Genomic DNA, 24,871 nt, shown 5'->3' on the forward strand with positions numbered 1-24,871 from the left:
GGGGGTGAACAGGCGCCCGAATGGTCAGGATGGAGGCATGGGATTCCACGTCGACTCCGAAGCCGGGCGGCTCACCCGCGTCATCCTGCACCGGCCGGATCTCGAGCTCAAAAGGCTCACCCCCAGCAACAAGGACGCTCTCCTCTTCGACGACGTGCTCTGGGTGCGCCGGGCGCGCGCCGAGCACGACGGGTTCGCCGACGTGCTCCGCGACCGCGGGGTCGCCGTGCACCTCTTCGGGGACCTGCTCACCGAGACCCTGGACCTCCCGGCCGCGCGGCGGCTGGTCCTGGACCGGGTCTTCGACGAGAAGGAGTACGGAGTGCTGGCCACGGACCATCTCCGGGCCGCCTTCGAGACCCTGCCCGCGGGCGAGCTGGCCGAGGCGCTGGTCGGCGGCATGACCAAGCGCGAGTTCCTCCAGGCGCACCCGGAACCGACCTCCGTGCGCTTCCACGCCATGGAGCTGGACGACTTCCTGCTCGGGCCGCTGCCCAACCACCTCTTCACCCGGGACACCTCGGCCTGGATCTACGACGGCGTGTCCATCAACGCCATGCGCTGGCCCGCCCGGCAGCGCGAGACGGTCCACTTCGAGGCGATCTACCGGCACCATCCGCTCTTCCGCGACGAGGACTTCCGCCTGTGGTCGGAGGGCCAGGCCGACTACCCGTCCACCATCGAGGGCGGCGACGTCCTGGTCATCGGCAACGGCGCCGTGCTCATCGGCATGAGCGAGCGGACCACTCCCCAGGCCGTGGAGATGCTCGCCCACAAGCTGTTCGCCGCCGGCTCCGCCCGCACCATCGTGGCCCTGGACATGCCCAAGCGGCGGGCCTTCATGCACCTCGACACGGTGATGACGATGGTCGACGGCGACACCTTCACCCAGTACGCCGGGCTCGGCATGCTCCGCTCGTACACCATCGAGCCGGGCGCGGGCGACAAGGAGCTGAAGGTCACCGACCACCCGCCGGAGCACATGCACCGCGCGATCGCCGCCGCCCTCGGCCTGAACGAGATCCGGGTGCTCACCGCGACCCAGGACGTGCACGCCGCCGAACGCGAGCAGTGGGACGACGGCTGCAACGTCCTGGCCGTCGAGCCCGGCGTCGTCGTCGCTTACGAACGGAACGCCACCACCAACACCCACCTGCGCAAACAGGGCATCGAGGTGATCGAGATCCCGGGCAGCGAGCTGGGCCGGGGCAGGGGCGGACCGCGCTGCATGAGCTGCCCGGTGGAACGGCAGGCCGTATAAGAATTCTATTACTCGTATACTGTTCCAGAGTCACCGTCCCCGTACCCCTGGAGCGCCCCCATGGCGACAGTCCCGACCGCCCTCGCCGGCCGCCACTTCCTCAAGGAGCTCGACTTCACCGCGGACGAGTTCCGCGCGCTGGTCGAGCTGGCCGCGGAGCTGAAGGCCGCCAAGAAGGCCGGGGCCGAGACGCCGTACCTGCGGGGGAAAAACATCGCGCTGATCTTCGAGAAGACCTCGACGCGCACGCGCTGCGCGTTCGAGGTCGCGGCCGCCGACCAGGGCGCCTCGACGACGTACCTCGACCCGGCGGGGTCGCAGATCGGCCACAAGGAGTCCGTGAGGGACACCGCGCGGGTGCTCGGTCGCATGTTCGACGGGATCGAGTACCGGGGTGACAGCCAGCAGAAGGTCGAGGAGCTCGCGGCCTTCGCCGGGGTGCCCGTCTACAACGGCCTGACCGACGACTGGCACCCGACCCAGATGCTCGCCGACGTGCTCACCATGACCGAGCACAGTGACCGGCCCCTCACCGGGACCTCCTTCGCCTACCTCGGCGACGCCCGCTTCAACATGGGCAACTCCTACCTGGTCACCGGCGCCCTGCTCGGCATGGACGTGCGGATCGTCGCCCCCGAGTCCTACTGGCCGGCCCAGGAGGTCGTCGACCGGGCCAGGAAGCTCGCCGAGTCGAGCGGGGCGCGGATCACGCTCACCGAGAGCGTGGAGGAGGGCGTGCGCGGCGCCGACTTCGTGGTCACCGACGTCTGGGTCTCCATGGGCGAGCCCAAGGAGGTCTGGGCCGAGCGCATCAAGGCCCTCGGCCCGTACGCGGTGACCATGGACGTCCTGCGCGCCACCGGGAACCCGGACGTGAAGTTCCTGCACTGCCTCCCCGCCTTCCACGACCTGGGGACCAAGGTCGGCCAGGAGATCTTCGAGGCTCACGGCCTGGAGTCCCTGGAGGTCACGGACGAGGTCTTCGAGTCCGCGCACTCGGTCGTCTTCGACGAGGCGGAGAACCGGCTGCACACCATCAAGGCGGTCCTGGTCGCCACGCTGGCCTGACCGGATCGCCTCGCCGGTCCGACCGGATCGCCTCGCCGGCCCCACCCGGCGCCCGGTCGGCCCTGTCGTACGGCCGACCGGCACCGTTATATTGACCGGCGGCCCCGGAGCCACCCCTTCCGGAGCCGTCGGCCGCGACCACCGTCGCGCCCCCGCACCACCAGAAACGAGCACCACCCGCAATGCCCGCTTCCCGTATCAAGTCCCCCCACCAGCTCGTCGCCGAATCCGGCGCCGACCGCGAAGGCCACGGCCTGAAGCGCACGATGGGGCTCTTCCAGCTCGTCTGCTTCGGCGTCGGCGCCATCGTCGGCACCGGCATCTTCGTCGGCCTCTCCGACTCGGTGGCCGAGGCCGGACCGGCCGTCGTCGTCTCCTTCGTGCTCGCCGCGATCACGTGTGTGTTCACCGCGTTCGCCTTCGCCGAGCTGGGCGGCGCGATCCCGGTCTCCGGCTCCTCGTACTCCTTCGCCTACGCCGGACTCGGCGAGCGGACCGCCTTCCTCGTCGGCTGGTGCCTGCTCCTGGAGTACGGCGTGTCCGTCTCCGCGGTCGCGGTCGGCTGGAGCCAGTACGTCAACGAGCTGCTGGACGGCGTCCTCGGCCTGCGCCTGCCGGAGGCGCTCTCCGCGGGGCCCGGCGACGGTGGCGTGGTCAACCTCCCCGCGGTGATCGTCATCGCCCTGGCCTGCGTCCTGCTGGTCCGCGGGGTGCGCGAGAGCGCCCGCGCCACGGCCGCGATGGCCGTGCTGAAGCTGGCCGTCCTCCTCGCCTTCTGCGCTGTCGGCTTCCTCGCCTTCGAGGACGGCAACCTCAGCCCGTTCTCGCCGGCCGGTCTCGGCGGCATCGGAGCCGGCACCACGGCCGCCTTCTTCTCGTACATCGGCTTCGACGCGATCACCACGGCCGGTGAGGAGGCCAAGAACCCGCGCCGGGACATCCCCGTCGCGATCCTGGTCTGCATCGGCCTGGTCACCGTGCTCTACTGCGCGGTCGCCGTGGCCGCGATCGGCGCCGTCGGCGGCGACGCGGTCGGTGACCGGCCCGCCGCGCTGTCCTACGTCGTCAACGAGGTCACCGGCTCCACGATCGGCGGCGGGGTCGTCGCCTTCGGCGCGGTGGTCGCCATCGCCTCGGTGGTGCTGGCCGTGATGTACGGCCAGACCCGCATCCTGATGTCCATGTCCCGCGACGGCCTGATCCCGCGCGTCTTCCAGAAGGTCTCCCCGCGCACCGCGACGCCCGTCGCCGGCACCCTGATCGTCGGTGCGGTCTTCGCCCTTCCGGCGGCCTTCGCCCCGCTGGACGCGGTGGTGAACCTGTGCACCATCGGCACCCTGGCCACCATGGCCGCCGTCAACGTCGCGGTGATCGCGCTGCGCCGTCGGGAGCCGGGCCTCGCCCGTACCTTCCGCGTGCCGCTGTATCCGGTGACGCCGCTGCTCGGGGTCGGCTTCTGCCTGTACCTGATGTACGAGACGGGCGGGGCGACCTGGCTCCAGTTCGCGGTGTTCCTCGCGGTGGGCCTGCTGGTGTACACGGCCTACGGGCGCCGGCACTCCCGGCTCGCGGAGGCCGGCGCGGAGGTCACTCCGGGGGGCGACGCGGAGCGGGTACGGCAGGAAGCCTGAACCAGACCGCCTTGCCGGACCCGGTGGGGCGGTGCCCGCAGGACGAGCTGAGGGCGCGGATCAGCAGCAGGCCGCGCCCGTGCTCCTGCCACGGGTCGGGCGGCTCCTTGTCCGGGCGGGTGAGGTCGCCGGGCGGCGACGGGTCAGGGTCGTGCACCTCGACCTGGCAGCCGGTCGGCAGCAGCTCCACGACCAGCTCTATCGGCGACCCGCCGGCGGTGTGCTCCACGGCGTTCGCGACCAGTTCCGCCGTGAGCAGCTCCGCGGTGTCGCCGTCGGCCGTGTGCTCCAGCTCGGCCAGCGCCGTCCGCACCAGGGCGCGGGCGACCGGCACGGCCGCGGCGGAGTGCGGCAGCGCGATGCGCCAGGAAGCGGGGGCTGGGATGCGATCGTGCACGGCGAGTCCGTTCTGGAGCAGGCGGTCCTGTCCTGCTTTCAACTTTATGAATGGTACGGGTCCGGTCGGCAGAGCCCTTCGACGGGCACCGTGCGGGACCTTCGACCCCGCCGAGGGGCGGCGTACCCCGTCGAACTCCGCCCTTCACGCGGATGATCCCGCCGTTGCCACCTCATCGACGGCCTGTGACACATCGGCTATCGCGTGCTCGTGACGACGGTCACAGATGGGTGATAACTTCGAGAGGCAGTGCTCGGTGATGCCGCGCCCGCCCCAGGAGGCCGCCCGTCATGAGTCCCTTCACCGGATCCACCGCTCCCACCCCCGCGTGGCGGCACCTGCGCGTCGATCTGACCGACGGCGTCGCCACCGTCACCCTCGCCCGCCCCGACAAGCTCAACGCCCTCACCTTCGGCGCCTACGCGGACCTGCGCGACCTGCTCGCCGAGCTGTCCCGGGAGCGGTCCGTGCGGGCCCTGGTGCTGGCCGGCGAGGGCCGCGGCTTCTGCTCCGGCGGCGACGTCGACGAGATCATCGGCGCGACCCTGTCCATGGACACCGCCCAGCTGCTGGACTTCAACCGGATGACCGGCCAGGTGGTACGGGCCGTACGGGAGTGCCCGTTCCCGGTGGTCGCCGCGGTCCACGGGGTCGCCGCCGGAGCGGGCGCGGTCCTCGCCCTGGCCGCCGACTTCCGCGTCGCCGACCCCTCCGCCCGCTTCGCCTTCCTCTTCACCCGGGTCGGCCTCTCCGGCGGCGACATGGGCGCCGCCTACCTGCTGCCCCGCGTGGTGGGCCTGGGCCACGCCACCCGGCTGCTGATGCTCGGCGAACCGGTGCGGGCGCCCGAGGCCGAGCGGATCGGCCTGATCAGCGAGCTGACGGACGAGGGCCGCGTCGACGAGGCCGCCCGGGCGCTCGCCCGGCGCCTGGCCGACGGCCCGGCGCTGGCGTACGCCCAGACCAAGGCCCTCCTCACCGCCGAGCTGGACATGCCACTGGCGGCGGCGGTGGAGCTGGACGCCTCGACGCAGGCCCTGCTGATGAACGGCGCGGACTACGCCGAGTTCCACGCGGCGTTCACGGAGAAGCGGCCTCCGAAGTGGAACGGACGGTAGGGATGCGCACCTCAGGGGCGCGAGAAACCGCGCGACCGGCCACGACGCACCCGCGCCCACAGCCGCTCCCGCACGAGGAGGGCGACCACCCCCTGCGCGTCGCGGTCATCGGCGGCGGCCCCGGCGGCCTCTACACCGCCGCCCTCCTCAAGCGCCTCGACCCCGGCCGCCGGATCACCGTCTGGGAACGCAATCCTCCCGACGTCACCTTCGGCTTCGGCGTCGTCCTCTCCGACGAGACCCTGGGCGGCATCGAACACGCCGACCCGGTCGTCTTCGAGGCCCTCGCGCGCCACTTCGTCCGCTGGGACGACATCGACGTCGTCCACCGGGGCACCCGCCACACCTCCGGCGGGCACCGCTTCGCCGCCCTCGGCCGCCGCCGTCTCCTGGAGATCCTGCACGACCGCTGCCGGGCCCTCGGCGTCGAGCTGCGCTTCGGCGCCGAGGCCCCGTCCCCGGACCGGCTGGCGCGGACGCACGACCTGGTCGTCGCCGCCGACGGCGTGCACAGCGCCACCCGCGAGGCCTACGCCTGTGCTTTCGGACCCCACCTCACCAGTCACCGCTGCCGCTACATCTGGCTGGCCGCCGACTTCGCCCTCGACGCCTTCCGCTTCGAGATCGCCGAGACCGAGCACGGCGTGATGCAGCTGCACGGCTACCCGTACGCGCCGGACGCCTCCACGGTCATCGTGGAGATGCGCGAGGAGGTCTGGCGGGCGGCCGGCTTCGACGGATCGGGCGAAGGGGAGTCGGTCGCCCGCTGTGCCAAGATCTTCGCCGACACCCTGGGCGGCCGGCCGCTGAGGTCCAACAAGTCGGCGTGGACGACCTTCCGTACCGTCGTCAACGACCGCTGGTCGCACGGCAACATCGTCCTCCTCGGCGACGCCGCCCACACCGCCCACTTCTCCATCGGCTCGGGCACCAAGCTGGCCGTGGAGGACGCCCTGGCGCTCGCCGCCTGCCTTCAGGAGCGGCCGGCCCTCCCCGACGCGTTCGCCGCCTACGAGGCGGAGCGGCGCCCCGTCGTCGCCTCCACGCAGCGGGCGGCCCGGGCCAGCCTGGAATGGTTCGAGGACCTGCCCCGGTACCTCGGCCTGCCGCCCCGCCGGTTCGCCTTCAACCTGCTCACCCGCAGCCGCCGCGTCACCCACGAGAACCTGCGGCTGCGCGACGCCCGCTTCACCGAGTCCGTCGAGCGCGAGTTCGGCTGCCCGCCCGGCACACCCCCGATGTTCACCCCGCTGCGGCTGCGCGGCCTGACCCTGCGCAACCGGGTCGTCGTCTCCCCGATGGACATGTACTCCGCCACCGACGGCGTGCCCGGCGACTTCCACCTGGTCCACCTGGGGGCCAGGGCCCTGGGCGGCGCCGGACTGGTGATGACCGAGATGGTGTGCGTCAGCGCCGAGGGCCGCATCACGCCGGGCTGCGCGGGCCTGTACACCGGCCGGCAGGGCGAGGCGTGGCGGCGGATCACGGACTTCGTGCACGCCCAGGCGCCCGGCACCGCCATCGGTGTGCAGCTCGGGCACAGCGGGCGCAAGGGCTCCACCCGGCTGATGTGGGAGGGCATCGACGAGCCGCTGCCGGACGGCAACTGGCCGCTGGTGGCCCCGTCCGCGCTGCCGTACAAGCCGGGCAGTCAGATCCCGCGCGCCCTGTCCCGGGCGCAGCTGACCGACATCAGGGAGCAGTTCGCGGCCGCCGCCGCACGGGCCGCCCGAGCCGGCTTCGACCTGCTCGAACTGCACTGCGCCCACGGCTACCTGCTCTCCGGCTTCCTCTCCCCGCTCACCAACCACCGCACCGACGCCTACGGCGGATCACCGGAGAAGCGGCTGCGCTTCCCGCTGGAGGTCTTCGACGCGGTACGCGGGGTGTGGCCGCAGGAGCGGCCGATGACCGTCCGGATCTCCGCGACCGACTGGGCCGAGGGCGGCATCGGCGGCGAGGAGGCCGTGGCGATCGCCCGGGCCTTCGCGGCCCACGGCGCCGACGCCCTCGACGTGTCCACGGGGCAGGTGGTGGCCGACGAGCGGCCGGAGTACGGGCGGTCGTACCAGACGCCGTACGCGGACCGCGTCCGCAACGAGGCGGGTGTCCCGGTGATCGCCGTCGGCGCGATCTCCTCCTGGGACGACGTCAACTCGCTGATCCTGGCCGGACGCGCCGACCTGTGCGCCCTGGCCCGCCCCCACCTCTACGACCCGCACTGGACGCTGCATGCGGCGGCCGAGCAGGGCTACGAGGGGCCGGGCGTCGTGTGGCCCGCGCCGTACCGGGCGGGCAGCCGCCGTCCCGTGACCGGACGCACCGACGCGCCCAAACCCCGGCTCACGCTGCGCGGCGCCGCTCAGGACGTGTAGCCCCAGGCCGCGGACGCCGCCCGCAGCGGCTCGGGTATCGCGTCGTCGGCGGGCAGCGCACGGCCGGGCTGGACGGTGCCGGTGCGGATGTTCTCCCGCCAGTCGCCGAGGCCGCGGACGAGTTCGCCGCCCTTCCTCGCGCCGTAGTGCAGCATCGCCGGTGCGTAGTCGAGGCCGAGGAACGCGCACAGGCGGCGCATCTCGCGCTCGGGGTCCTCGGTGACGTCCTCGTAGCGCACGGTGAAGCCGTCGGCGTCGGCCGTCCGGGCCTCCTCGACCGCTGTCAGATAGGGCAGCACGTCCTCGACCGCCTTGTCGTACGGCCGCTTGACGGGGTCGCTCTCGTGCCAGGAGCGGGCTGTCGACTCGGGATGGCGCAGCAGGAAGACGAAGCGCGCGTCGGGCCAGCAGTCCTTCAGGCGCCGGTACATGTAGGCGTTGGCCGGGGTCTTCTCGACGACGAAGTCCTTGCCGGACCGGGTCAGCTCCCGGTGCAGGACGCGGTCCCACAGCAGGTGCTCCAGGTCGCCGCGGGCCAGCCCGAGGGCGCTCATCGCACGCTCGGAGAACCAGTTGGTGCACACGACCTCCATGCGGCCGAGGTGCAGCTCGTGCGGGGCGTGCAGCCGCGGGTGGGCGTCCATCATCATCCGCAGCAGGGTGGAGCCGGAGCGGATGGACGAGATGATGAAGACGGGCCGCCGCAGCAGCCTGTCGGTGGCGAGTTCCCCGGCCGGCGGACATCGGTAGGGGGCCGCGGGCCGCTCGGCGGAGCGCGGCGCGGGGGCCGCCCTCCGCGCCGCCGCGGGAGCTCTCCGTACCTGGAGGCCGGTGGTGGCGGTGAGGGCCCGGTTCAAGTGACGCGCGAGACTCATGCGTCCGCACGGTAGGCGGGAAACCTGAGAAGAGGGTCTGAGGAGGCTGAGGGTTCCCTGATCGCGGCGGGGTGTGACACGAGTCACTGATCGGGGCGGTGTGAGGGCTCCGGCGTCACGTAGAGCGCGCCCGCGTCGCGCAGCCGCTCGTGCAGGGCCCGGAAGACGGCCGCCGAACGCGCGCCGGGCCAGTCCGCGGGGAGCAGCCCGGCGGGCAGCCCCGGGTCGGCGTACGGCAGGTGGCGCCAGGAGTCCAGGGCGAGGAGATAGTCGCGGTACGCCTCCTCGGGCGGGGTGTCCGTCCGGCGCTCCCAGTCGTGCAGCACGCGCGCGTGGCGCTCCAGGAACGCCTCGTGCTCCTTGGCGATCGTCCCCAGGTCCCACCAGCGGGCCACCGCCTCGGCGGTCGGCGTGAACCCGAGGTGCGCGCCGCGGAAGAAGTCCACGTAGGCGTCGAGGCCCAGGCGGCCCAGCGCGTGCCGGGTCTCCTCGTACAGCCGGGCCGGGGCGATCCACACGCCGGGGGCCGCGGTGCCGAAGCCCAGGCCGGCCAGGCGGGAGCGGAGCACGTGCCGCTTCTGCCGCTCCGACTCCGGCACGGAGAACACGGCCAGCACCCAGCCCTCGTCCTCGTAGGGCGCCGTGGCGTAGACGCGCCGGTCGCCGTCGTCGAGCAGTTGCCGGGCCTCGGCGGACAGCTCGTACCCGGCCGCGCCCCGTGCGGTACGGGCGGGCAGCAGCAGCCCGCGCCGCTTCAGCCGCGACACCGACGAGCGTACGGACGGAGCGTCCACCCCGACCGCGGCCAGCAGCCGGATCAGCTCGGCGACGGGCACCGGCCCCGGCAGGGAACGGCCGTAGGCGCCGTAGAGCGTGACGATCAGGGATCTGGGGGCGTGCTGCGCGTGCTGCTCGGACACGTTGATCATCTTATGTCGTCGGCATCACGCCTGGTCACCCTGGGCACGACCGGGCGGTGGGAGGAGCCGGTAGCGCTGGAGCTTGCCGGTCGCCGTGCGCGGCAGCGCGTCCGGGAAGAGGATCTCGCGCGGGCACTTGTACGGCGCCAGCTCGGACCTGAGGAACGCGCGCAGCGCGTCGGCGTCCCGCTCGGCGCCCTCCCGCAGCACCGCGTGCGCCACCACGACCTGCCCGCGGTGCGCGTCGGGCCGGCCCACCACCGCGGCCTCCACGACGTCCGGGTGCCGCAGCAGCGCGTCCTCGACCTCCGGCCCGGCGATGTTGTACCCGGCGGAGATGATCATGTCGTCGGCGCGTGCCACGTACCGGAAGTACCCGTCGGGCCGGCGGACGTAGGTGTCCCCGGTGATGTTCCAGCCGCCGCGCACGTACTCCCGCTGGCGCGGATCGGCGAGGTAACGGCAGCCCACCGGCCCCCGCACCGCCAGCAGTCCGGGCTCTCCGTCGGGCACCGGCACGCCGTCCTCGTCCTGCACGCGCGCCTGCCACCCGGGCACCGGCACGCCCGTCGTACCGGGTCTGATGTCCCCGTCGGCCGCGGAGACGAAGATGTGCAGCAGCTCGGTGGCCCCGATGCCGTTGATGAGGCGCAGGCCGGTGCGCTCGTGCCAGGCCCGCCAGGTGGCCGCGGGCAGGTTCTCGCCCGCGGAGACGCACCGCCGCAGGCAGGTCACGTCGTACCCGTCCAGCTCGTCGAGCATCGCGCGGTACGCCGTCGGCGCGGTGAACAGCACCGACACCCGGTGCTCGGCGACGGCGGGCAACAGCTGCCGGGGACCCGCCTGTTCGAGCAGCAGGGCGCTGGCCCCGGCCCGCATCGGGAAGATCACGAGCCCGCCGAGCCCGAAGGTGAAGCCGAGCGGCGGACTGCCCGCGAAGACGTCCTCCGCGCGGGGGCGCAGGACGTGCTGCGAGAAGGTGTCGGCGACCGCCAGCACGTCACGGTGGAAGTGCATGCAGCCCTTGGGGCGGCCGGTCGTGCCCGAGGTGAAGGCGATCAGCGCCACGTCGTCGGCCGCCGTGTCCACGGCCGGGTACGGCGTGTCCGGTGCCGTCCCGCCCTCCGCGCGGGCCAGCAGGTCGTCGGGCGCGTCCCCGCCGTACGTCGTGATCCGCAGCCCGGGGATCTCCGCCTTGGCGAGGTCGTCGACGGCCCGGACGTCGCACAGCGCGTGCCGTACCCGGGCGATCTCGCCGATCGCGCGCAGTTCGTGCGGGCGCTGCTGGGCCAGCACGGTGACCGCCACCGCGCCCGCTTTGAGCACCGCCAGCCAACAGGCGGCCAGCCACGGGGTGGTGGGGCCGCGCAGCAGTACCCGGTTGCCGGGGACGATGCCCAGTTCGCCGGTGAGGAGGTGGGCGAGCCGGTCGACGCGGGCCCGCAGCAGCCCGTAGCTCCAGCTCTCCCCGGAGGCCGTGCGGAAGACCGGGCGGTCCGCGGGCGGGCCGGTGAGCAGCTCGGCGGCGCAGTTCAGCCGGGCGGGGTAGCGCAGTTCCGGCAGGTCGAAGCGGAGTTCGGGCCACTGGTCGGGGGGCGGCAGGTGCTCGCGCGCGAAGGTGTCGACGTGGGCCGAGCGGTGCGGATCCGCGCGGTGCGGGTCTGCCATGACGGTTCGCCCCCTTTGTCGTGGTGGGCTCGCGCAACGAGCGTATCGTGTTGGTGACGACAGTCAACGGTGCGCGATAACCTCGAGTAGGGCCCGGTGGGGCAGGGGGCAGGGGAAGGGACCGGCGATGACCGCATTCTCGCTCGAACCGGCACAACTCGCCTGGTGCGCCGAACTGCGCGCCCTGGCCGCCGAGCGGCTGCGCCCGCTGGCCGACAAGGGCGAACCGGGCCGCGTCAACCGCGCCCTCGTCACCGAACTCGGCGCCCTCGGCCTGCTGCCCCGCCTCTTCACCTCGGGCGCGCTCGACCTGTGCCTGATGCGGGAGTCCCTCGCCCAGACCTGTACGGAGGCGGAGACCGCCCTCGCCCTCCAGGGCCTGGGCGCCCACCCGGTGCACGCCCACGGCACCGACGTCCAGCGCGCCCGCTGGCTGCCCCGCGTCGCCGACGGCAGCGCGGTGGCCGCCTTCGCCCTCAGCGAGCCCGACGCCGGCTCGGACGCGGCGGCACTCAGCCTCCACGCGGACCGCGACGGCCGCCCGGGCTGGCGGCTCACCGGGGAGAAGTGCTGGATCTCCAACGCCCCCGAGGCCGACTTCTACACCGTCTTCGCCCGCACCACGCCCGGCGCCGGCGCCCGCGGTGTCACCGCCTTCCTGGTGCCGGCCGACCGCCCCGGCCTGACCGGCACCCCGCTCGACATGCTGTCCCCGCACCCCGTCGGTGCCCTCGCCTTCGACGCCGTTCCCGTGACCGCCGACGACGTCCTCGGTGAACCCGACCGGGGCTTCCGGGTCGCCATGGGCACCCTCAACCTGTTCCGCCCCAGCGTCGGCGCCTTCGCCGTCGGCATGGCGCAGGCGGCCCTGGACGCCACTCTCGCGCACACCAGCACCCGCGACGCCTTCGGCGGCAAGCTGCGCGACCTCCAGGCCGTCTCCCACCAGGTCGCCGAGATGGCCCTGCGCACCGAGGCGGCCCGGCTGATGGTGTACGCCGCGGCGACGGCGTACGACGAGGGCGCCACCGACGTCCCCCGGCGCGCCGCGATGGCGAAACTCCTCGCCACCGAGACCGCCCAGTACGTCGTGGACCAGGCCGTCCAGCTGCACGGCGCCCGTGCCCTGCGCCGCGGGCACCTGCTCGAACACCTCTACCGCGAGGTGCGCGCCCCCCGCGTCTACGAGGGCGCGAGCGAGGTGCAGCGCGGCATCATCGCCAAGGAGCTGTACCGCGCCGTCAACGCCACGAAGGAGACCGGGACATGACCGTGGAACGGGTGAACCCGTCCGAACTCTCCCCACCGACCGGCTTCTCCCACGCCGTCACGGCCACGGGCACCCGCGTCGTCTTCCTGGCCGGGCAGACCGCCCTCGACGCCGGCGGCAAGGTCACCGGTGACACCCTCCCCGCCCAGTTCGAGAAGGCCCTCGCCAACCTCCTGACCGCCCTGCGCGCGGCCGGCGGCACCCCCGCCGACCTCGCCCGGGTCACCGTCTACGCCACCGACGTCGCCGCGTACCGCGCGCACGCCGCCGATCTCGGCCGCGTCTGGCGCGAGCTGGCGGGCCGCGACTACCCGGCGATGGCGGTCGTGCAGGTCGTACGCCTGTGGGACGAGCGGGCGCTGGTGGAACTCGACGGGTTCGCCGTACTGCCGTAGGGCCCCCGCGGTGCGCGCAGGTACCGGTGCCGGGGGCCGGGCCGGGATCAGGCGGCCATGGCCAGGCTCCCGGCGGGCATCCGGCACGGTGCGACCACGCGCCCGTCGGGCAGCAGTTCGCCGGTGTCGTCGAAGACGATCGTGCCGTCGCACAGCAGGTTCCAGCCCTGCTCGGGGTGGGCGGCGACGACGTGCGCGGTGCCGGCCCGCGCGGCGGGGGAGTCGGCCGCGGAGCGGGAAGACCGGTGGGTACACATGGCGCACCTCCACATCGGAGGACCGTCCCGTCGTCGGGACCGTCCCTCGTACCGACCGTGCGCCCGGTCGCACCGCCCCGCCAACCCCCGGGCGCCGAGCGTGACAAGACCCGGACGAGCCGGCGACGGTTCCACGACGGCCGACGCGGACTCGCCACCGAGTGGGTGACGGTCACTCCGGGCGGCCCGTGCGCCGGGTACCAGTGGAACTCCCCATTCCGTCCGACCGGGAGGTTCTCCATGCCCGTACGATCCGCGGCCCTCGCCACCGCCGCCGCCCTGCTGCTGGCCGTCCCCACCGCCACGGCGGCCACCCACGACGCCCGCCAGGTCACGGAGTCGGTGACCGTCGACCCGACCGGCCGTATCGCCGCGGACGGCAGCGTCACCCTGTCCGGGACCTACCGCTGCGCCGCCGGCACCGGCCCCGTCTTCGTCAGCTCCTCCGTGAGCCAGGGCGACCCGTCCGTCCGGTACGGCATCGGCGGTACCCGAGCGGTGTGCGACGGCCTCGAACACCGCTGGATCAACACGGGCACGCCCTCCCAGAAGGCGCTGGAGCCCGGCGCGGCCCGGGTCGAGGCCACCTTGATGGAACTGCGCACCACGGGGATCCTGCCGCTGCCGAGCTTCCACGCGCGGCAGGGCCAGGACGTGACGCTGGTCGAGGGCTGAGCCTCACCGCCACCGGCCCCGCACCACCGGGGCGCGGGGCCCGCTCCTCGTGTAGGGCGACGTCCGAGGCGGTGGGGCCGGCGGGGGCGGTGGGGAGACAGGGGCGGTCGGGGGCGACGGGGGCGATGGAGGGCCGGGCTGACGGTCAGGTCCGCCGTCCCGGCCCCGCGCCGGGCCTCGGCGTGCGCGAGGGCCGCATCCGCTGGTGCGGCAGGGACACCGCCTCCGGGTCCGCCGCCTCCGCCGACCCGTCCCCGGCCTCCGGTGAGGGCGCGGGGCGCTGGCGGTGACGCGGCAACGCACGCCGGGGCGGACGGGTGAGCGTGATCTGGCGGACGATCTGCTGGAAGCACACCAGCGACGCCAGTCCCGGGAGGGCGGCCGCAGCGCCGTCGCTGAGCGTTCTGGGCGCCTGCGCGATGCACAGCAGCATCGCGATCGCCGAGAACAGCAGCACCACGGCCCAGGAGTGGACCGCGCGGCGCTGGTGCAGCGCCGACCGCAGCACGGCCAGCGACGCCACCAGCCAGGGCCCGTAGACCAGCAGGGGCCACCACGAAACGACACCGGCACGGGTGCGGGTCACGGCGGCCAGGCGCAGCGGTTCGTAGGCCACCATGCCGCCGAACAGACTCACGGAGGCCGCGATGACCGCGGCGAGCGCCGCAACGAAAAGACTCGCGGCACGCAGGCGGCTCACTTTTCTGCGAATACGGCGGTGGCTCGTGGGGAATTCCCGCAGCGGCGGAAGTTCGGCCGTGATTTCCTGCAGATTGCCCAGCGGCGTACCCGGCACGGGGGTGATCGCCGACGTGTCCGCCGTCCCCTGAATGACGGTGGCCTGCTGGTGCATCGCGTCCTGGAGCAGGAACGCGAGCTCCTCGGCCGGGTCCCAGCCGGGTTCCGGCGGGACCAGCGCCTCCTGCGGCGGTCCCTCCGGCGCCCGGTGCCGGCCGGTGCCCGAGGAGCGGAACGAGCCCTCCCCGTACGTCATGTGATGGTGCATCTGTTCCTCGTGCATGACGCCCCCGGTCACTCCGACGCGGTGTAGGTGCGGATTCCCTGGGACCGGCGCCACCGCTCCGCGAGGCCGGCCTCCAGCTCGGTCATGACGTCCAGGAAGCGCTGGAGCACGGGCTCGGTCACCCGGAGTGGCACGGGGAGCCCGCCTCTGGTCAGAGTTCCCTCACTCGGTGACGGGCAGTGATCTCTGCCGGGCCGGTAAACGTATGGCCCAAGCGTCACCAATTCCCCGTATTCCTCTGTCATATCCGAAGTAACGTCTGCCTACTCCGTCGGATGCGCGGCAGTCGAGTGAACGATTTCTGCGATACTTACGCAATCTCGAATTCACACCGGCTCGAATGTCAGGCAGTACGAAGACCGCAACGCCGTCCGGGCGTGCGGGTGTCCGGGCGTGTGGGCGCCGACGAATCCGCGTGCTACCGCCGGATCGGCTGCCCGGACTCGTCGTCCAGGCGCCGCTGGAGCGTGGCGGCGAAGTCCTCGGCCATCGACAACCGGGTGCGCAGCGTCTCGCAGCGCGCGTCGGCCACCTTCCGGTAGGAGGCCAGCCGCTCCCGCAGCAGCTCCCTCTCCGCACCGGCGGGCGCGTCCTCCCGAGCGGCGAGCCGGTCGGTGATCGCCAGCAGGTCGCGCATCTCCTCCAGGGTGAAGTCGAGCGGCTTCATGCGACGGATCACCATCAGCCGATCGACGTCCGCCGCCGTGTACAGCCGGAAGCCGCCCTTGCTGCGGGCCGAGGGGATCACCAGGCCGACCTCCTCGTAGTGCCGGATGGTGCGCAGCGACAGGCCGGTCCGCTCGGCCACCTCGCCGATCTGCATCTGCCGGTGTTCCGTCATCACCGAGCCCTCTCCCTCTGTCGGTACGGCCGCGCCGTGCGCCCGCGCCCCAGCAGCGGCGACTCGCACTCTTCCCTCACGTCAGGGTAGACTTTCGCGACCGTGGGGCAATGATGCCTGACCGGCGACCACAGGGTTGCCGCCCTGTCCGGCAAGGCTCCACGCCGTGGCGGCCGGGCTGCCGGGGGAGCCGCGCTCTCGCGTGCTCACGAACATCTCGCGTGTGTGTCCAGTGGCAAGGGACGCCCGCGCCCGAACGGAAACGGTTGCATGTCCTCACCGCTGTCCGCAGCTCCACGGTCGCGCATGTCCAGGCCCGACTGGCTCGTCTCCCCGAAGGTCCTGCGCACCGAGGTGCTGGCCGGCCTGGTCGTGGCCCTGGCGCTCATCCCGGAGGCGATCTCCTTCTCGATCATCGCCGGTGTCGACCCCGGCATCGGTCTGTTCGCCTCGTTCACCATGGCGGTCGTCATCTCCGTGGTGGGTGGCCGCAAGGCGATGATCTCCGCCGCCACCGGCGCGGTCGCCCTCGTCATCGCCCCGCTCAACCGTGAGCACGGACTGGGATACCTGGTCGCCGCCGTCATCCTGGCCGGCGTGTTCCAGGTGATCCTCGGAGCGCTGGGCGTGGCCAAGCTGATGCGGTTCGTGCCCCGCTCGGTGATGGTCGGCTTCGTCAACGCGCTGGCCATCCTGATCTTCACGGCGCAGGTGCCGGAGATGCACGACGTTCCGTGGGCCGTGTACCCGCTCCTCGCGGGAGGCCTGGCCCTGATGGTGTTCTTCCCCAAGGTCACCAAGGTGCTCCCGGCGCCGCTGGTCTCCATCGTCGTACTGACCGTGATCACCGTCGCGGCCGGCATCGCGGTCCCGACGGTCGGGGACAAGGGCGAACTGCCCTCCTCCCTGCCCGTTCCCGGTCTGCCCGACGTCCCCTTCACCGTGGACACCCTGACGACCATCGCGCCCTACGCCCTCGCCATGGCACTGGTGGGCCTGATGGAGTCGCTGATGACGGCCAAACTGGTCGACGACATCACCGACACCCCCTCGAACAAGACCCGTGAGTCCATCGGCCAGGGCGTCGCCAACATCGTCACCGGCTTCTTCGGCGGCATGGGCGGCTGCGCCATGATCGGCCAGACGATGATCAACGTGAAGGTGTCCGGCGCCCGGACCCGCCTGTCCACTTTCCTGGCCGGCGCCTTCCTGATGGTGCTGTGCATCGTCTTCGGCCCGGTCGTCTCCGACATCCCCATGGCCGCGCTCGTGGCCGTCATGGTCATGGTGTCGGTCGGCACCTTCGACTGGCACTCCGTCCGGCCGGCGACCCTCCAGCGCATGCCGCTCGGCGAGACCGTCGTCATGGTGGCGACGGTGGTCGTCGTGGTGGCCACCCACAACCTCGCCGTGGGCGTCGTCGTCGGCACCGTCACCGCGATGATCATCTTCGCGAGGCGGGTCGCCCACAGGGCCGACGTCTCCGGCGTGGTCGACCCCGAGGGCAAGCAGGTCGTCTACGCGGTCACCGGCGAGCTGTTCTTCGCCTCGTCCAACGACCTCGTCCACCGCTTCGACTACAAGGGCGATCCCGACGACGTCGTCATCGACCTGTCCGGCAGCCGCGTCTGGGACGCCTCCTCCATCGCCGCACTGGACGCCGTGGAGGCCAAGTACGCCCAGCGCGGCAAGAAGGTCTCCTTCACCGGCCTCGACGAACCCAGCGCCGACATGCGTCGGCGCCTGGCGGGCCGGCTCACCGGCGGCCACTGAACGGGCCGGTACGCCGCGACCGCCGGCGCCGCCCGGGCCCGACCACGGCGCAGGGCCCGTACCCAGGCCCTCGGAAGGGCCGAGGGCGTACGGGCCCGGCCGGTTGACGACGTACGGTCTCGGCCGGTCGCACCGGCCGGTGGTCCCGGCGCGTCAGAACGGCATACGGCCGCGGGCGCGCCGACCGGCCGAGCCACTGCGGCCGACGGCCTTGGAACTGCTACGGAACGGCTTGCTCAGGGCGCGGCCGAGGACACCGGGGGCCTTCCCCCCGGCACGTGAACCGGCGCCGAGCGTCCGCTGGGTGCCGCGCTGGGGGTGGTGGGACAGGCGCGGTACCAGAAAGGCGAGTACGAGCAGCACGGCGCAGACAGCGACGATCCCGACGACCATCATGACAAGCCTCCCGAAGTGTGGCGTGTCCATCGCGTGCCCCGGGGACGTGGCGGCATGCCCGCCCGGACCGGCCCGGCCGGTGATTTCACCGATTCCCCCTCGGCGGGCGACTGCTTGACTCGGTGCGGACCGGCCCCGGAACGATCCACGGGGCCCGGCAGCAGACACGATCCGCGCAACCGGCAAGGGCACGCCGACCAGTCGGACGGCGTGGCCGGAAGGGGTCTCAGACATGTCTCGAACCAGTGGGCGCCTGCGCTTACTCGGCGCCGCGGCCGTCGGCATCATGACCGTCGGGGCGGCGGCCGTGGCGGTACCCGTCGCTTCCGCCGTCACCCCGGTCTACAGCGAGGACTTCTCCGACGGGCTCGGCACGTTCACCGCCTCAGGCACCGTCAGAACCGGGACGAACGGCGCCCGGCTCAGCGGTTCGCTGACCTCGGACCCGTCCATGGTCTCCGCGCCCGTCGACCTGGCCGGGTACGACGACCTGACGCTCTCCTACACCCGGGCGGCGTCGGGGCTGGACCCGGGGGAGACCTTCACCGTGGCCTACTCGGTCGACGGCGGCTCCTTCACGACGCTGGAATCGGCACGCACCGCCACGGGCAGGGTGTCGTTCCCCCTGCCGGACTCCGCCGCGGGCGGTGATCTGCGGCTGCGGTTCTCCCTGGACGCAGGCGGCATCCTGGAGACGCTCACCGTCGACGACGTGCTCGTCGAGGCCGCCGACGGCGGGGGACCGACCGAACCGCCGCCCGGGTCCCTGCCCCCGGTGGACGACGTGACCGAGCCCGGCCCGTACGCGGTGACCGTCGACGAGTCCGCCGGCCCCGGTGGCGACGGCTGGCTGGTGAACCCGGCCGACGCCGGCCGCGACGGCGTGGACCACCCGGTCTTCGTCTGGGGCCCGGGCGCCGGCTCCGACCCCGCCGACTACGAGGACATGCTGCGCCAGTGGGCCTCGCACGGGTTCGTCGTCTACAGCGAGGTCTCGTCGAGCAGCGGCGCCTACATGGTCGAGGCCCTCGACTGGCTGGAGGACCAGAACACCGACCGGAGCAGCCCGCTGTACGGGGACCTGGACACCTCCGAGGTGGCGTTCGGCGGCCACTCCCGCGGGTCCATCGGGACGTTCGACGTGGCGGACGATCCACGGCTGGAGACCACCGTCCACGTGGCCGGCGGCTCGTTCGACGGCAACGGCCCCGACAGCCTGCGCAATCCGGCCCTCTACATCGGCGGTGACGAGGACTTCGCCACCGCCAACGTGGAACGCGACTACACGGGCACCGACGTGCCGGTCTGGCTCAACGTCCTCGACGGCACCGACCACATCCTCGCCACCCGCAACGGTCAGCACATCGTCACCGCCTGGCTCCGGTGGCACCTGGCCGACGAGGAGTTCCGCCGCACCCAGGACTTCCTGCGCCCCGACTGCGCCTTCTGCGGCCTCGGCGATGTCCGGTACAAGAACTGGTGACACCGCGGCGACCGGTCGGCGCGGCCCCCACCGACCGGCACCGTGCCGCCCACCGGAAGCCGACGGCGGGCGGCACGCGGGCGGTTCAGGCCGGCGGTTCAGGCGGTGTCCAGTGTGGCGCGGCGCCGGGAGCCCGGTACGCCGTCCGCCGAGCGGCCGGGATCGGTGACGCTGCCCAGCCAGCCGAGCAGGAATCCGGCGGGCACCGTCAGCAGGCCCGGGATCGTCACGTCCCACACCCGGAAGTCGAGACCCGGGAAGATCGACTCGGGCGTGCCGGACGTGTACGGCGACAGCGCGAGCGCCGCGACGCTCAGTGCTGTCGCCCCCCACAGGCACCACAGCGCGCCACGGGCCGTGAAGCCGGGCCAGTACAGGGCGTACAGCAGTACGGGCGCGAGGGCGGCGCCACAGACGGCGAGCCAGAGCGTCGAGACGACCACCAGGTTCCAGTCGGCGGCGACGACCGCCATCAGCGTGGCCATCGCCCCCGTCAGGGCCGCGGAGCCCCGCGACGCGGCACCGTCCGCCAGTCCCGCCGTCCGTCTGCCGGACGCGCCCAGCACGTCCCGGCCCAGGGCGATGCCGGCGGCGAGCGTCACATCCACCACGGCCGCCAGCGCGGTGAGGAAGAGAACGCAGGCCAGGGCCGCGACCAGGATGCCGCCGCTGTCGAGCGCCCGCCCGAGCAGCAGCGGCGTGAACGTCTGAGCCGCCGGCCCGGCCTCGCGCAGCGCCTCGCCGACCAGGGCCGCCGCCCCGATGCCGACGACGGCGAGCGCGCCGTACAGCAGGGTGAGTTCGCCGAGCATCCAGCGGCCGACGGTCCGGGCGCCCCGGGGGCTCTTCGTGGCGATGGCCCGCATCAGCACGGCGGGCATCGCCAGCGTGGCCATCGACATGCCGAAGGTCTGACCGATCCGGTTCACGGCGCCCACCCACCCGTCGCCGGTGTAGCCGCCCGGCCGCAGAAAGGCCTCACCCGTCCCCGAGCCGTGCGCGGCGGCGTCGAGCAGCCGCCCGGGGTCCCCGCCGAAGCGGTGGAGCACGAGCACGGCGGCGATCACCAGCACGGGCAGCGTGATCACCGACTTCGCGATCATGACCACGCCGGTGCCCCGGATCCCGCCGCTGACGGCCAGCGCCGTCATCACGCAGCCGATCACCACGACACAGCCGGTCCGCACACCCGGCTGCCCGATCAGCGCGGCGGCCACGTTGCCGACCACCACCAACTGCACGACCAGCAGCGGGAAGCAGACGAGCAGGGTCACCGCACCCCACGAGACGCGGACGGCGGGCCCGCCGTTGCCGCGCGCGTCCAGCATGTCCGCGGGGGTCAACGAGGCGTGTCTGCGCAGCGGCTCGATGATCAGCACCAGGAGCAGCAGCACCCCGATCAGGCTGCCCAGCATGACGCCGAGGCCGTCGAAGCCGAAGGTGGCGACCATGCCCACCAGTACGGTGACCGTCGCGACCGTGGTGGTGTCGCCGCCCATCGCGATGCCCTGCTGCCAGGAGCGCAGCCGACGGCTGTCGGACCGTACGAGGGCCCGGTTGTCCTCGTCGGCGCCGGTGACGACGCACAGCATCAGGCAGATCACGACGAACACGCAGAACACGGCGAAGACCAGGGACCGGGACGAGGGGTCGAGGAGCGTGGTCATGACCACCTCCGCGCGTCGTGCTGCGGCTGGAGCCGGTCGATCCGCCGCCCGTACACCATCAGTGCGTGCACACCGACGGCGAACGGCACCAGGGCGAGGAGCACGCCGAGGCTCAGCGGTCCCGCGACCCGCGTGCCGTACGCGGCGGGTGCGAGGGCGGCGGGCACCACGTAGAGCAGCCAGACGACGGCGATCCGGAGGCCGAGCCGCAGCCCGACGGCCAGTCGTGCCGCCTCCTCGGCTTCCCGTCGCTCGTGTTCCGCCGGGCCCTGTGCGCCGGCTGAGGGCTCGTCAGGGTGAGGCGGCCCGTGCCAGGGCTGCGGTCCCAAGGACATGTGTGCGGCTCCGCTCACGTTGCTCCGGCGCCCCACGAAGGGGCGCGTACGGGTGTGTGGGGGTGGGCGCGGAGTCAATCAGACGGCCGCGTACTCCCGTACGTCCCGAGCGCAGATCTGTTCCGCCGCCCAATCCGGAGCCGCGCCGACGGTGAACGGGCACTGTCCGGCCGGGACCGGGGACCGAGACGGCCCGCGACCGCGGTCGCGGGGGACTGTCGCCGATGCCGGCCGACCCGTACGTCGATGGCGCACCCGTTCACGGTGCCGGAACACCGGGCAGCGGTGACCACCCTGACCGAGGCCCCGGCCCAAAGACCCCGCCGCCACCCCCTGGGACCCGGCCCTGGCCGTCGCTCTCGCCGAGTGCGGTGTCCGGGTCGAGGAGGAGACGGTGCTGCACGACCTGGACCTCGTCATGCGCGTCCTCGTGCACCACCTCGCCCGGTACCGGGATGCCGGCCTTCCTCGCGACCCCGTACGGTGACCGTGCTGTGCCGTCGAGTGAGGCGCCCGTCTCCGCAGGGTGACGAGGAGCGACCGTCGGGTGACCGGCTCTGTGAGGGCGCGCACAGGGCTCACGTCACACGGGGCCGGGGTTAGTAGACGCCCGGCGGCCGCTCGCCCGCGTGGTCGCCAGCCGTCCGGGCGGTCACGCGGCCGGTCTGCGAAGCGGCGTAGTAGGTCACACACTTGTCGCGGCGCCGGAGCGTTCCGCAGTGTGTTCGGCGTACCGGGGAGCCGAGCGCCGGACCGGGACGGGGAAAGCCCGTCCGGGATCCAGACACCGGCCCTGATGACGCGAAGCCGCGTCCAACGCGGACACCGCGTCGCCGACCCCCCGTCGGCCTCCCCATCACGTTCCCGAATGGAGAGGTACACCCATGCACGCCATCATGCGCCGCCCCAGCATCCGCAAGTCCGCTGTGGCCTCCCTCGCCGCCGCGGGCGCCGCCGCCGTCTCCCTCACCCTCGTCCCGAGCCCGGCGCACGCCGCCGAGCCGGCCAAGGCCTCCACCGCGCAGACCCAGGCCCAGACCGACAAGATCGAGGCCATCGTCAAGGCCGGCGAGAAGAAGCACGGCGACGACCTCGACGGCTGGATCCGCACCGCCCTGGACGTCATGCACGCCAAGAACATCCCGGGGACCTACGAGGGCGTGCACCGCAACATCATGCGCGAGTCGTCCGGCAACCCGAACGCGCAGAACAACTGGGACGTCAACGCCCAGAACGGCATCCCCTCGAAGGGCCTGCTCCAGACGATCCAGCCCACCTTCGACGCCTTCCACGTCAAGGGCACGAAGGACTCCATCACCGACCCGGTCGCCAACATCGTCGCCGCCTGCAACTACGCGGCCGACAAGTACGGCTCCATGGACAACGTCGACTCCGCCTACTGACCGGCGGACCCACCGACCGCCTGAGCCCCAGGGACGACCGGTCCCACGCGGAGGCCGGCGGGGCTCAGGCAGCACGGCGGGGCCGGAGGGACGACACGTCCCTCCGGCCCCGTCTGCGTCGTACCCCGCGCCTTTCCCGGACTGTCAGATGTCCCGGAAGATCTCGATCTGCGCCCCGATCGAGTTCAGCCGCTCCGCCAGGTCCTCGTAGCCCCGGTTGATGACGTACACGTTGCGCAGCACCGACGTGCCCTCGGCGGCCATCATGGCCAGCAGGACGACCACGGCGGGGCGCAGGGCCGGTGGGCACATCATCTCGGCGGCGCGCCAGCGGGTGGGGCCCTCGACCAGGACGCGGTGGGGGTCGAGGAGCTGGAGGCGGCCGCCGAGGCGGTTGAGGTCGGTCAGGTAGATGGCGCGGTTGTCGTAGACCCAGTCGTGGATGAGGGTCTGGCCCTGCGCCGAGGCCGCGATGGCCGCGAAGAAGGGGACGTTGTCGATGTTCAGGCCCGGGAAGGGCATGGGGTGGATCTTGTCGATCGGCGCTTCGAGTTTGGAGGGGCGCACGGTCAGGTCCACCAGGCGGGTACGGCCGTTGTCGGCGAAGTACTCCGGCGTGCGGTCGTTGTCCAGGCCCATCTCCTCCAGGACCGCCAGCTCGATCTCCAGGAACTCGATCGGGACCCGGCGGACCGTCAGCTCCGACTCCGTGACCACGGCGGCGGCGAGCAGGCTCATCGCCTCGACCGGGTCCTCGGAGGGGGAGTAGTCGACGTCGGCGTCGATGACCGGCATGCCGTGCACGGTGAGGGTGGTGGTGCCGATGCCTTCGACGCGGACGCCGAGGGCCTCCAGGAAGAAGCAGAGGTCCTGGACCATGTAGTTGGAGGAGGCGTTGCGGATGACGGTGACGCCGTCGTGGCGGGCGGCGGCGAGGAGCGCGTTCTCGGTGACCGTGTCGCCGCGCTCGGTCAGCACGATCGGGCGGTCCGGGCGCACCTGGCGGTCCACGACCGCGTGGTAGTGGCCCTCCGTCGCGGCGACGTCCAGGCCGAAGCGGCGCAGCGCGATCATGTGCGGCTCGATGGTCCGGGTGCCGAGGTCGCAACCGCCGGCGTAGGGCAGCCGGAAGCGGTCCATGCGGTGCAGCAGCGGGCCGAGGAACATGATGATCGAGCGGGTGCGGACGGCCGCCTCGGCGTCGATGGCCTCCATGTTCAGCTCGCTCGGTGGCACGATCTCCAGGTCGGTGCCGTCGTTGATCCAGCGGGTGCGCACGCCGATGGAGTTCAGGACCTCCAGGAGGCGGTAGACCTCCTCGATCCGGGCGACCCGGCGCAGCACCGTGCGCCCCTTGTTGAGCAGCGAGGCGCACAGCAGGGCCACGCAGGCGTTCTTGCTGGTCTTGACGTCGATGGCACCCGAGAGGCGCCGGCCGCCGACCACACGCAGGTGCATCGGGCCCGAGTAGCCCAGAGAGACGATCTCGCTGTCCAGCGCTTCACCGATTCGGGCGATCATCTCAAGGCTGATGTTCTGGTTGCCGCGCTCGATGCGATTGACGGCGCTCTGACTGGTGTTGAGCGCCTCCGCAAGCTGTGACTGGGTCCAGCCGCGGTGCTGCCGGGCGTCACGGATGAGCTTGCCGATGCGTACGAGGTAGTCGTCTGCCATGAGGTTGAGGCTATCTCAGATATGAGATCGCGCCTCTCGGGGGGTCTGTCCGGGTGACGGGGTGTCAACGCCAGGCTCAGCGCCGCTTGCTGGTCGTCGTGCGACGCCATCCGAAAGGGCCGGGCAAATCCATCGATGTCGTACGACGTCCGGTGCTGCTGCGGGTGTGGCGCGGACCGTTCTTGCCACCGGTCGTGATGGACCACGAACGCTTGTTGATGTTCAGCCGCACTCCGGGGAGGATCCGGAAGCTCTTGCGGAACGTGAGCGGCATCATGCCCCCTTCCGAGTAGTGCCGGGGGTTCCGGCGCAAGTCGGATACCCCGGTTCGGCGTAGAGATGGCCGCCGGGGTCACCCGGGTGGG

24 protein-coding genes are annotated in these 24,871 nt (G+C 72.5%); 11 read left to right on the top strand and 13 right to left on the bottom strand.

The genetic code is table 11. The annotated features are described in order from the left end of the window. Positions 1 to 37: 37 nt before the first annotated feature. From ACZ6EG_RS11185 to ACZ6EG_RS11195, 3 genes are all read left to right on the top strand, one after another. Positions 38 to 1,261, top strand: coding sequence for an arginine deiminase (locus ACZ6EG_RS11185; RefSeq protein ID WP_383650585.1), 1,224 nt, complete (start codon positions 38 to 40; stop codon positions 1,259 to 1,261). 60 nt (positions 1,262 to 1,321) lie between these two features. Further along, the gene (gene argF / locus ACZ6EG_RS11190; RefSeq protein WP_391968690.1) at positions 1,322 to 2,329 is read left to right on the top strand and encodes an ornithine carbamoyltransferase; all 1,008 of its coding nucleotides are present in this window, start codon (positions 1,322 to 1,324) and stop codon (positions 2,327 to 2,329) included. 182 nt (positions 2,330 to 2,511) lie between these two features. Then, a complete protein-coding gene (locus ACZ6EG_RS11195; RefSeq protein ID WP_469603622.1) occupies positions 2,512 to 3,960 on the top strand; it encodes an amino acid permease in 1,449 nt (482 codons plus the stop codon). On the opposite strand, the gene ACZ6EG_RS11200 is transcribed toward ACZ6EG_RS11195, so the two are convergent. Then, complete coding sequence (locus ACZ6EG_RS11200; protein ID WP_469603625.1) at positions 3,917 to 4,399, bottom strand: ATP-binding protein; 483 nt, start codon at positions 4,397 to 4,399, stop codon at positions 3,917 to 3,919. The two genes, ACZ6EG_RS11195 and ACZ6EG_RS11200, sit on opposite strands and share 44 nt — an antisense overlap. 248 nt (positions 4,400 to 4,647) lie before the next feature. Here ACZ6EG_RS11200 and ACZ6EG_RS11205 point away from each other — a divergent pair, with 248 nt between their 5' ends. Then, a complete protein-coding gene (locus tag ACZ6EG_RS11205) occupies positions 4,648 to 5,475 on the top strand; it encodes an enoyl-CoA hydratase family protein (protein ID WP_469603628.1) in 828 nt (275 codons plus the stop codon). A 2-nt stretch (positions 5,476 to 5,477) separates the two neighbouring features. After that, on the top strand, positions 5,478 to 7,850 hold the full coding sequence (locus ACZ6EG_RS11210) for a bifunctional salicylyl-CoA 5-hydroxylase/oxidoreductase (protein ID WP_469603631.1): 2,373 nt from the start codon (positions 5,478 to 5,480) through the stop codon (positions 7,848 to 7,850). On the opposite strand, the gene ACZ6EG_RS11215 is transcribed toward ACZ6EG_RS11210, so the two are convergent. The 3 genes from ACZ6EG_RS11215 to ACZ6EG_RS11225 form a co-directional block, all read right to left on the bottom strand. Beyond that, the gene (locus tag ACZ6EG_RS11215; RefSeq protein ID WP_391968687.1) at positions 7,838 to 8,725 is read right to left on the bottom strand and encodes a sulfotransferase family protein; all 888 of its coding nucleotides are present in this window, start codon (positions 8,723 to 8,725) and stop codon (positions 7,838 to 7,840) included. The genes ACZ6EG_RS11210 and ACZ6EG_RS11215 overlap by 13 nt on opposite strands. 83 nt (positions 8,726 to 8,808) lie before the next feature. Then, positions 8,809 to 9,654 (bottom strand): PaaX family transcriptional regulator, encoded by an 846-nt coding sequence (locus ACZ6EG_RS11220; RefSeq protein WP_469603636.1) that lies wholly within the window; start codon positions 9,652 to 9,654, stop codon positions 8,809 to 8,811. A gap of 15 nt (positions 9,655 to 9,669) precedes the next feature. Then, positions 9,670 to 11,376, bottom strand: coding sequence for an AMP-binding protein (locus ACZ6EG_RS11225; RefSeq protein ID WP_391968722.1), 1,707 nt, complete (start codon positions 11,374 to 11,376; stop codon positions 9,670 to 9,672). Between the two features lie 64 nt (positions 11,377 to 11,440). Here ACZ6EG_RS11225 and ACZ6EG_RS11230 point away from each other — a divergent pair, with 64 nt between their 5' ends. Continuing rightward, the gene (locus ACZ6EG_RS11230) at positions 11,441 to 12,583 is read left to right on the top strand and encodes an acyl-CoA dehydrogenase family protein (protein WP_391968685.1); all 1,143 of its coding nucleotides are present in this window, start codon (positions 11,441 to 11,443) and stop codon (positions 12,581 to 12,583) included. Next, entirely contained in the window at positions 12,580 to 12,978 is a 399-nt protein-coding gene (locus ACZ6EG_RS11235) for a RidA family protein (protein WP_391968684.1), read from the top strand. The genes ACZ6EG_RS11230 and ACZ6EG_RS11235 overlap by 4 nt, the downstream gene beginning before the upstream one ends. Before the next feature lie 47 nt (positions 12,979 to 13,025). Here ACZ6EG_RS11235 and ACZ6EG_RS11240 read toward each other — a convergent pair whose 3' ends face one another. Then, on the bottom strand, positions 13,026 to 13,235 hold the full coding sequence (locus ACZ6EG_RS11240; protein WP_391968683.1) for a DUF5999 family protein: 210 nt from the start codon (positions 13,233 to 13,235) through the stop codon (positions 13,026 to 13,028). A gap of 240 nt (positions 13,236 to 13,475) precedes the next feature. On the opposite strand from ACZ6EG_RS11240, the gene ACZ6EG_RS11245 reads away from it, so the two are divergent. Further along, complete coding sequence (locus ACZ6EG_RS11245; RefSeq protein WP_469603641.1) at positions 13,476 to 13,910, top strand: DUF6299 family protein; 435 nt, start codon at positions 13,476 to 13,478, stop codon at positions 13,908 to 13,910. Positions 13,911 to 14,055: 145 nt separating this feature from the next. Here the strand turns inward: ACZ6EG_RS11245 and ACZ6EG_RS11250 are convergent, their stop codons facing one another. The 3 genes from ACZ6EG_RS11250 to ACZ6EG_RS11260 form a co-directional block, all read right to left on the bottom strand. After that, entirely contained in the window at positions 14,056 to 14,931 is an 876-nt protein-coding gene (locus ACZ6EG_RS11250) for a hypothetical protein (RefSeq protein ID WP_391968681.1), read from the bottom strand. Positions 14,932 to 14,942: 11 nt separating this feature from the next. After that, positions 14,943 to 15,068 carry a hypothetical protein gene (locus ACZ6EG_RS11255; protein ID WP_469603644.1) on the bottom strand — a complete coding sequence of 42 codons (126 nt, stop codon included), beginning with the start codon at positions 15,066 to 15,068 and terminating at the stop codon, positions 14,943 to 14,945. Positions 15,069 to 15,352: 284 nt separating this feature from the next. Then, positions 15,353 to 15,775 carry a MerR family transcriptional regulator gene (locus tag ACZ6EG_RS11260; RefSeq protein ID WP_391968680.1) on the bottom strand — a complete coding sequence of 141 codons (423 nt, stop codon included), beginning with the start codon at positions 15,773 to 15,775 and terminating at the stop codon, positions 15,353 to 15,355. A gap of 270 nt (positions 15,776 to 16,045) precedes the next feature. On the opposite strand from ACZ6EG_RS11260, the gene ACZ6EG_RS11265 reads away from it, so the two are divergent. Next, positions 16,046 to 17,548, top strand: coding sequence for a SulP family inorganic anion transporter (locus ACZ6EG_RS11265; RefSeq protein ID WP_469603647.1), 1,503 nt, complete (start codon positions 16,046 to 16,048; stop codon positions 17,546 to 17,548). 153 nt (positions 17,549 to 17,701) lie between these two features. Here ACZ6EG_RS11265 and ACZ6EG_RS11270 read toward each other — a convergent pair whose 3' ends face one another. Then, positions 17,702 to 17,944, bottom strand: coding sequence for a DUF6411 family protein (locus ACZ6EG_RS11270; RefSeq protein ID WP_356612061.1), 243 nt, complete (start codon positions 17,942 to 17,944; stop codon positions 17,702 to 17,704). A gap of 232 nt (positions 17,945 to 18,176) precedes the next feature. Here ACZ6EG_RS11270 and ACZ6EG_RS11275 point away from each other — a divergent pair, with 232 nt between their 5' ends. After that, on the top strand, positions 18,177 to 19,427 hold the full coding sequence (locus tag ACZ6EG_RS11275) for a poly(ethylene terephthalate) hydrolase family protein (RefSeq protein ID WP_469603650.1): 1,251 nt from the start codon (positions 18,177 to 18,179) through the stop codon (positions 19,425 to 19,427). Positions 19,428 to 19,525: 98 nt separating this feature from the next. On the opposite strand, the gene ACZ6EG_RS11280 is transcribed toward ACZ6EG_RS11275, so the two are convergent. Beyond that, the gene (locus tag ACZ6EG_RS11280; RefSeq protein WP_391968677.1) at positions 19,526 to 21,094 is read right to left on the bottom strand and encodes a sodium:solute symporter family transporter; all 1,569 of its coding nucleotides are present in this window, start codon (positions 21,092 to 21,094) and stop codon (positions 19,526 to 19,528) included. Next, entirely contained in the window at positions 21,091 to 21,429 is a 339-nt protein-coding gene (locus tag ACZ6EG_RS11285; protein ID WP_469603653.1) for a hypothetical protein, read from the bottom strand. Before ACZ6EG_RS11285 ends, ACZ6EG_RS11280 begins: the two co-directional genes overlap by 4 nt. Before the next feature lie 884 nt (positions 21,430 to 22,313). Between ACZ6EG_RS11285 and ACZ6EG_RS11290 the strand changes: the two genes are divergently transcribed. Next, the gene (locus ACZ6EG_RS11290) at positions 22,314 to 22,832 is read left to right on the top strand and encodes a transglycosylase SLT domain-containing protein (protein ID WP_469603656.1); all 519 of its coding nucleotides are present in this window, start codon (positions 22,314 to 22,316) and stop codon (positions 22,830 to 22,832) included. A gap of 144 nt (positions 22,833 to 22,976) precedes the next feature. Here the strand turns inward: ACZ6EG_RS11290 and ACZ6EG_RS11295 are convergent, their stop codons facing one another. Together ACZ6EG_RS11295 and ACZ6EG_RS11300 are read right to left on the bottom strand one after the other, a co-directional pair. Further along, a complete protein-coding gene (locus ACZ6EG_RS11295) occupies positions 22,977 to 24,506 on the bottom strand; it encodes a helix-turn-helix domain-containing protein (protein ID WP_053138723.1) in 1,530 nt (509 codons plus the stop codon). 76 nt (positions 24,507 to 24,582) lie between these two features. After that, positions 24,583 to 24,780: a DUF4236 domain-containing protein gene (locus tag ACZ6EG_RS11300; RefSeq protein ID WP_079030465.1), complete on the bottom strand. Its 198-nt coding sequence runs from the start codon at positions 24,778 to 24,780 to the stop codon at positions 24,583 to 24,585. Between the last annotated feature and the right edge of the window lie 91 nt (positions 24,781 to 24,871).

The organism is Streptomyces sp. NPDC041968, from assembly GCF_055589025.1.